This window comes from Sutterella wadsworthensis (genome assembly GCF_003315195.1).
Classification (GTDB): domain Bacteria; phylum Pseudomonadota; class Gammaproteobacteria; order Burkholderiales; family Burkholderiaceae_F; genus Sutterella; species Sutterella wadsworthensis.
Genome location: NZ_QNRV01000024.1, coordinates 40481 through 49263 on the forward strand (window position 1 = coordinate 40481; position 8783 = coordinate 49263).

Consider the following 8783-nt stretch of genomic DNA (forward strand, 5'->3'; position numbering starts at 1 on the left):
TGTTTGTTTGTGCAGTCTGGTTCGCGGCTTAATGAAGCGATACGACCATCAATGATGTGTTGCTTCTTTGCAATAGAGTAAGGGATTCCACTTCCAATATGTATACCTCTGTGCGAGAGGCGTTTATGGTTGATCGGGGGGGGGGGGGCACAGATTTATAAGTATACAAAGAAAGGTATGTGTAATCTCTGAGAAAACATGAAGTAACAACAGGAGTATCTCTCATGTATTCTCAATCCAAAATAACAACAGCCGTTGCATCAGCTCTTTTGTGTATGGTGGCCGGAACTGCTTCGGCTCAAGGTTTGACAGCGAACAACGGCCAAACAGCGACCAACACGGAATCGATCGTTGTTACTGACAGCAGCAGCTATGGCATGCAGACAGGCGAAACTGTCCCTCAAGATGGGCGGAATACGCTTATCAACAATGGAACCATTACCGTAGAAAATGGATACGGCATAGGCCTCCCTTACAGCAACGGCACCGTTCAGAACAACGGCGTGATTAATGCAAAAGGCGGCACCGCTATCGTTGTGAACGGATCTGTATCCCAAACCCCCGATCAAAATCAGATCCTGCTCGGAGAAAAGTCAGCGACCACGGGCATGATTCTGGTGCAGGCGGCTACTAATACCACCATTGACGTTGCAGAAGGTGCCGTCATTGACGGTCGTATTATTGTTCAGAATGTAAGTGATGCGGATAAGAACAAGGGCAAACTTTCCGGGACAGTCATTAAAGGCTACGTCAACATCAGCAATCAAACCGGTACCATCGGCGGTGCAGTGATTATGGGCGATGCGACGGGTGAACTATCGTTTGTGAACAGCACTTTCAGCGGCAACAAGGTCGAAGGAGACGATGTTGCGGGCGGCGCTGTTTATAACTACGGAACGCCTTTCAAGCAAGTAGGGGGCGAATATTCCTCTAATACCGCTGTATCAACCGGATATCAGCCAACAGGGGATGATCCAATTCGAGGTGGTGCCATCGGTGGTGCCATCATGCTGAAAGGCAATCCCGGTACGGTATTTGAAGACGTCGTATTCAAGGACAACACGGCAGTTGCGCGCAAGACAGATACGAGTACCGGCGGCGTAGCGTACGGCGGCGCTTTGCTCGTTGACTATTCGACCGGCAATGCAACGGGAGTGGCTCAGGCGTCCGATGTGGAATTTCACATCACGAAGGACATGACGTATTCCGGCAATACGGTATCTTCGGACAGCAGCGGCACTCAAATTGATACATGGGGCTACCATGTGCCTTCTGTGCAGGCGGGCGGGTTCCTTTTTCTCGACCGCGGTTCCGAAGCTACATTTAAGGTGGATGCCGGCGCAACCCTCACGATCGGCAGTCAGGTAACGACAGACGATACCGACAGCATCGCGTCATCCATTCCTAACACAAAGACAAGCACCAACAGCGGCAAGCACGCTAAGGTTGCGAAGACGGGCGAAGGCGAACTGGTTGTCAACAGCTCTTTCAATAAATATTACGGTACGGTCGAAGTTCAGAACGGCAAGATGACCGTCAATTCGGCGTGGGCACTGAAAAATGCCGTCAATGTTGAGAACGGCGCTACGCTTGCACTGAAGAGTTTTACGATCGATTCGGCTGAAAAAAGCGGTAATCAGGACGTTAGCGGCAACAAAATTGGCGGCTCAATTCTTGTCAAAGCAGGCGGCACGCTTGAAACTTCTACAGATCAAGTATTTACCAAAGCGCTCGATACTGAAGCGACAGCCACGGATGCGGGTACTCTGAAGCTGCAGGGCGTCACATTCGAAAAGAACGGTGCACTCGCGCTCACCGACGATCTATACAACCTTGCCTATGCCGAAAGTGCATCGAAGCTCATTACGAATGGGCATGTGGTCATGCTTGGCTCGCTGATCGCCAAAGATCAGGAGGGGATAGAGTCGAAAGACACTGTTACGCTTGACGACCTCACGAACGTCGGCCCGAACGTCACACTTAATTCGGTTACTGTTCAGTCGCAAAACAAGAATTTGCAGATCGGCGGCGAGGAACCAACCGGAGTTGCTTATCGCGCAGAAAGTCTCTCGGTCGCCGCGGTCGATCTTGGGACTGGCAATACTGTGACTGTAGACGGCGGAAAAACCCTCAACCTAACCGGCAGCTCTGCGGATGCACCAGTAGTTAAGCACTCCGGCGATGAACCACTGCAGGTCGTGGTGAAGGCAAATTCGACGGTTGAGTTGGGCGGTGCAGTATCTCAGGGCGGTATTCTCTCGGGAACAGTAGATGTGAACGAGTCGGGTACGCTTCTCGTTCACGGCTCCAAGGTATTTACCGTGGAAAAGGCGCAGGGCGCGGGCACAATTGCGGTAGGCTCTGACGCACTCGCCGGGACGGTGGTACTGAAGGATCTTTCAGGTTTCACCGGCATGATTTTTGTCGACCCTGAGTGGAAGGATGGCGTGAATCCCGTGAGCGCAGCTTCTCATGTGGTCATGTCGATCCCTAATGCAGGATTTGCCGGATACGAGGTTTCTGCCCGTAATTCGATGACGGTCATTGGCGCGAATGCAGGCGACGCTGATGCCGCGTTCAACCGAATTGCTGTTGCTCAGAACATTGCTTGGAAGGACGACGTAACGGCCGCTCTTTATGCCGCAGAAACGATCCGGCTCAACAGCGGTTCCATCCTGATCGACGGCAACCTTACCAATAAGGCGGATGCACCTGTCAGGGTCGCAAATCAGGTGACAGTCGCTGCGCAAGGCATGCTGATTATCGATCAGCAGAAGTTTGCCGATTCTTCGGTAGTCGAGGGCAATCTCGTTGTTGCTGAAAAAGCCTTCCTCGGTGTTGCCAATGCTGCCGAAGGGACCGTGCAGCTTACGAACGAAAACGGGACAGTCGACTTTAAGGGTCAAGTTCTCACGGACAATCCCTTCATCACCGCTCATGTGGATGAGAGCGGCAGACAGCTCGTCAATACGCTTGATGCTTCTTCCGGCCTCGAGGCGGTTTCGTCACTGGGTATTCAGGCAATGACGCGGCGTGCAGACTTTAAGATCGCCGAGGCTGTCGCGAACCATACTGCAATGGATACTGTGCTGACGAATCCGCTTAACCTCTGGGTTGATGTTTCGGGTGAGCAGTACAAGTCTGATGATCTAAAGAGCGGCGGCGAATTTAAGGCTGACATGGGCTATGCTGTGTTCGGTGCTGATTTTGCTGTTGCCGACACCTGGAGCGCAGGCGTTGCTGTGCAGTACGGCACGGGCACACTCAGGAGTCCGGTTGCAGGGATCCACAATGAGATTGACACCTGGGGCGTAGCACTTTACGGAACGAAATCCTTTAATGGCGGCGCCTGCAAACTTGTTGGTGAACTGGCTTATACGGCTTCGGAAAATGACATCACGGCTTCGCAGACTGCACTGAATCAGAAAGTGGATGCGAAGATTTATTCGGTCGGTCTGCGCGCTCAGCACACCTTCGCTTTAGGCGCACTTGAGGTTATTCCGAGCATTGGCGTGCGTGTCTCGCGGCTGGAAACCGATTCAATGTCAATCGGTGAAGTTCGTGTCTCCGACCAAGATCAAACCTTCACGCAGATTCCGCTTTCGGTCACCTTCTCGGGATTCGAAGGGACGATTGGCGGCTGGACGATTGCGCCCCGCGCCAGAGTGGCTTATGTACCAACCTTCGGCGACAAATCCATCTCGATTTATTCGCATGAAACCGACGTGATTGATACGAACCCGGTTCAGGGCGACTTTGGCCTGCGTGCAGTGAGAGATAATCTGCAGCTCTCCGCCGACATTCAGGCGGGTGCCGGATCGTACGGCACTACCGCAGTAGGTGCCAGAGTTGGTCTCAACTATACGTTCTGATCTCTCGAAGTTCGCTCTAGCTGCAGCATCGAGGCGTTTATGAAGCGTATTTAGGCTTCGAGCGCCCGATGACGATCCCCGCACCTCCTCAAAGAGGCTGCGGGGGTTCCTTTTTTAGGGATGTGGTTCCTTTCAGGAAAACAAATCACGGAAGGATTAAAGGAGAGGCGCGTTGAAAAGATGGTAAGCAGTGGTTCTGAAGCAAACGTCCCAATGCGTCAAGGACGAACGCGGCCGCAGTAAGGAGACTGCGGAGACGCTCACCGCCCAAGGAGTCGCTGAAACGAACACACTGTCACGCCCGTTCAACTGGGCCTATGAGGTCTGCGGGCGGGACCATTCCGGTCTGAGCGTTCCCGCGTTTTACGAACGTATCTTCGAGCAGGCCCATCCTCCGATCAAGCAAAGCGGAAGTTATTGCCAGCTTCATGCGGCGAAACGGCTCTGGTTAGCCCCAAGCGCATTCGAAACTGGACCGGCACTTTAAACAAATCTGGGAATCATCAACAGCCTCCGATTCCATTTGCCGTTCGAATCATCACTTTGCCGATTGGCCGACGGCGAAGCTGAAGCCATGATGGATGTGTATTCTCTGGTGCAGATTGGCAGACTCACCGGGATGGACGTGCGTATCTGGCTGAGCGACTTTACCGCAGCTGCATAGCTGCACCGTATCCGCAAAACATGGCGGTTCGCCGTGCAGGAAGGCAAAGATCCGACAAAAATGCATGAACTACAACGTCTCGCCGGTCGCTGAAGCCGCGGCTGCAGCTCAGGCAGATCCTGACGAATACACAGCCTAATCTGACTGACCCCCAGCATGCATCACCTCACCGAGAATTTCAATTTTGCGCCGCGGGTGATGCGACATTGTGCTGCGCAGTAACTCGACGAGTAAACCCTGAAGCTGATCAGCGCGGCGCATAGGGAACGGAGGAACGAAACCGTCCTTGTGTTTTCGTCTTGCTCGAAACGTTGGGGCATTGACGAGAATCGGACATGCATGCCTTGGGTGTGTTTTCGGGCGGCGTTTATCTGCGTCGTTAATTTACAACAAAGGGGAAAATAAGGGTTTCTACCACGAATGTTTATCCGTTAGTTACATCGGAAATTATCCATGTAAATGACTGCAAAACATAGGGTTACCCCCCCCCATACGTTTTCATGACGCTTCATAGACTGCTCTAAGTGCTGTTTGCACTGCCTCGCTGCCCGCAAACGGCGGGTAATCGAGATGTAAGAACACTCTTGGAGTAATTAAATAATGAATCGTACATTTAAGGTGGCTAAGTCGCTCACACGCGGCGTCGTAGTCACAAGCGAAAAGGCCTCCTCCTATCAGGGCAAGGCCGTGAAGACGGTTATCGTAGCTGCTGTAGCGTCTCTCGTCGCCGGCACAGCGATGGCTGTTGAAAATACAGTCACGAATCTCACCCTCAACGGCACAACGCTGACCATTACCGGCGGCGATGCTGCCGACATGAAAGTTGCTGACGAGGCCAAAACAATCATTGACCCTAAGGTCACTGAAGGAACGACCGATCGCACGACTTGGAAGAACGGCACCGATATCTTCGGTTGGACGGGCATGCTCACCCTTAACCAAGGCGAGTTAGTTGTAGAAGGCCATTCTAAATCGATTGAGGGCGCTGTTAATGTCAAGGATACGGGCACCATCAGTCTGGCCGCAACGAAGACAAAGGATGGGGTCCTGAAACTCGGCAACGCCAAGGTCACTGATGAATACAAGCTGGGTGCCGATGGCGATCTCGTCGTGAACTTCAAGGCCGAAACTGATTCTGAGAAGACTGTTCAGCTGCTGGGGCGTCAGGCAACCTTTACGTTTGGTGCTGTTGAAAAAAAGACCGGCGACATCATCACGGAACCAGCCCACGCCGTAGCTTTGAATGTGGCCAAAGATGTCAAAGCTGAAATTGGTTTTGACAGCACAGCAAATTTGGCGAACACCACCCTTAAGCTTGACAACATTGCGCTCAACAATGCTGGTCAGCTGACATTCAAGGCCCAAACGATTCAAATCAACAGCGATATTGCTGCTCAGGAAGGCACGACGATCTACGAAGGTGCTACCACTATCAGCAACGCAGAAGTCGCCGGCAAGAATGTTCTCGTCTCTAATGCCGATAACACTGACTATAAGCAGGACACGAAGTTCATTGGGTCTGTGACTGTTGACAATAAGGGCGTTCTTTCTGCCGAAACCCTCGACGTCAAGGGTAGCGGATCGCTCACGTCGAGCGGAACAGGTTTGGTGAAGGCCACTACGATCAATCTCGAGAGCGGCAGCACCGTTGCTCTCGGCGGCACTACTGAAGCCACGACCCTGAATGTCCTAAACGGCAAAACTACGGCTCAGAGCGCTAATGACCTGACCGGTAAAGCCACACTCACGAATCTCGTGATCGACAATTCCAGTCTGGCTACGGGCGTGGCAGCTGCAGCTACGTCGTTCACAGCCTCTGACGCCACGCTGAAGGTCACGGATGCCATCACAGTGAAGGGCAACGCCGCCAATACGGGCAGCACTTTAACACTTACTGGCGGGAAGACCTCGGCTGGAACAGTTGCTGTCGGCGCTTTTGGTACGTTGACTGTTAACCAGTCTCAGTTCGCGGCTACGACGCTTGACGTCACGGGTGCTGCCGCGGCCAATACGCCGGCTGCAGCCACCTTCACCAGCACGAACATCACGGCTGATGCCATCACTGTCGGCAAGCAAGGTACGCTGACGCTAACCAATTCCGACTCTGACGTTGGCACGGTTAATGTTGCCGGCACGATGACAGTTACGGGTACTGTTTCTGATAGCTATCTGGGTGCCGACTCGATCGCTGTAGCTAACAACGGTACGCTCAATCTGGCTGGCGAGGTTGAATTTTCAACCCTGACAATTGCCGGAAAGACTGCTTCAACGGCCAATGATGCCGGCAAGGTCGAACTCGGTAACGGGTATTACGTGACCACGTCTGATCAGCTCTTCAAAGCGGTTGAGAATAAGACCGGTATTGAAGCGATCGGTGCGCTCAAGGACAATCTCACTACAGCCGCTCAGTCGAGCCAGACGTACCGTCTCAATGACGCCGCCTTCAACTACACGAAGGTTCAGTACGACAAACTTGCTGCAAGCCACTCGTCAAGCCATTTCGAATTCGTCAATGGCCTCCTCGTGGGTGCTAAAGATTCGAGCGGCAACGACACGGTTGCGAAATTCGCTGATGCCGTTGGGATTGGTTATGTCGGCAAGTCTGCGGTTGCAATCTATACGGATACGGCGGCCGCGACTGCTTCCGTTGGCACCAGTGATCTCACAGCGGGTTCAATCGCCCTCAAGACAAATACGAATCCTGATACCAAGTTCGTTAGCTTAACGATCGATGCCGACGGTACCACGCCGGGTACACTCACGCTCCGCGGCGATGCGGACGGCAAGGTCTTCTATCTTCCGGCTGTTACCACGAAGGATGCCAACGGCAAAGACGTTACGGACGTCATGCCTGTCACGCTCAATGTCGCCACTACGTTCGGCGAAGAAGAGATGAACGACACGGGTGTTGTTGACGGGAAGATTACGGCCAATAAAGCGGTGACTGTCAACGGCGACTTCACATTTGCTGAGGATCTGACGCTTGCCGGCACAGTAACGGATACGGATGACCTCTCGATTTATGGTCGCATGTCGGGCAAGAACATTATCGTTGCGAATAATGCAAATGCGAAGGCTCACATCCAAGGCGGCGTCCTCGTTCTTGAAGGTACGGCTCCCGATGCTCAGCAGAAGGAAGTTGGTCAGCAGGTTACGACCGGCAACGTCGTGATCGATAAGGTTCACGTCTCTGCCGGTGAAGAAAAGGGCGGCCTCCTCGTTATCGGTTCTGCCAATGAAGCCGCAGCACAGGCCTACCAGTCCGCGCATCATCTTGATAACACGCTGTGGGTCTCGCAGGCTGTTAACTTCAAAGATGGAGTAACGTTTGGCAGTCAAGCCATCGGCACCTGGAACGGAGATCAGGCTGGAGGCGAAAATACTGTCGCAATCGACCTCGCCGCGCTGGGTCAGTCCGGCTACGAAGCCTCTGAAACGGCAGCCGTCATCACTTTCGGCAACAACGTCACTTCTGCGGCTCCTCAGAAGCTCGTCCTCGCCAACCTCGCGCAGGTGAATAAGTCCTCACTCGTTTATGACAAGGTGAACGACCTTTACTATGTCAATACCGGCGTAGGACTTGCTAATAAAGGCCGCGTTGACTTCGGCACGCGCTTCTATACCACCGATGGGACGATCGCGCAGTCCAACGGCAAAGTTTATCTGCAGGTTGATGAAACCGAGGTCGAAGAGGTTGCTGATCTTGGGCTGAACAGCTTCGGTTCATTTGAATCGTCTCTGTACAACGTTGAATTTGGCAAAAACATCATCGCTGATAAGCTGATTTTCGGCCTTGATGATCTTGAAAAGTCATACTTGAAGTCCATTTATAAGCAGGCACTTGTTGCCGGCGTCATCAAGGCTGACACAACTGAAGCTCAGTTTGCTCAGTTGGCATACGCCGATCCGGCGGACATCATTGCCGACGGCAAAATGGATGCTTACAGCGACTTCATTAATGCCGCTCAGGATGCTTTTGATGCTCAGCTCGTGAGCGCTGAACACGCTGCCACGAACATGGCTGCTTTGGGCGGCGCGTTCACGACGGCGCTCGACATCAATGATCAGGTCACTGCTGCCGTCAGCCACCGCACCTCCGCGCAGCGTGTGGAAGGCTTCACCCCCTGGGTGGACGTCTTCGGCACGACCAATGAAGCCAAGCGCCTCTACGGCAACGGTGCCGGCTATGAAGCCGACATCTACGGTGCTGTTCTGGGCTTTGACTACACCGCTGCCTGCGGCGGTAC

At 53.2% G+C, this 8783-nt stretch carries 2 protein-coding genes; both read left to right on the forward strand.

Annotated features, from left to right (window positions below):
- The first annotated feature begins 224 nt into the window (after positions 1–224).
- Positions 225–3872 carry an autotransporter domain-containing protein gene (locus DES29_RS09430; protein ID WP_021995168.1) on the forward strand — a complete coding sequence of 1216 codons (3648 nt, stop codon included), beginning with the start codon at positions 225–227 and terminating at the stop codon, positions 3870–3872.
- 1264 nt (positions 3873–5136) lie between these two features.
- Positions 5137–8783 (forward strand): beta strand repeat-containing protein (locus DES29_RS09440; RefSeq protein ID WP_147145899.1); only part of this gene is annotated, 3647 nt, incomplete at its 3' end.

Bases quoted from the DNA above. Each gene is read 5' to 3' on its own strand.
- DES29_RS09430 (WP_021995168.1), top strand. From the start codon at position 225: ATGTATTCTCAATCCAAAATAACAACAGCCGTTGCATCAGCTCTTTTG.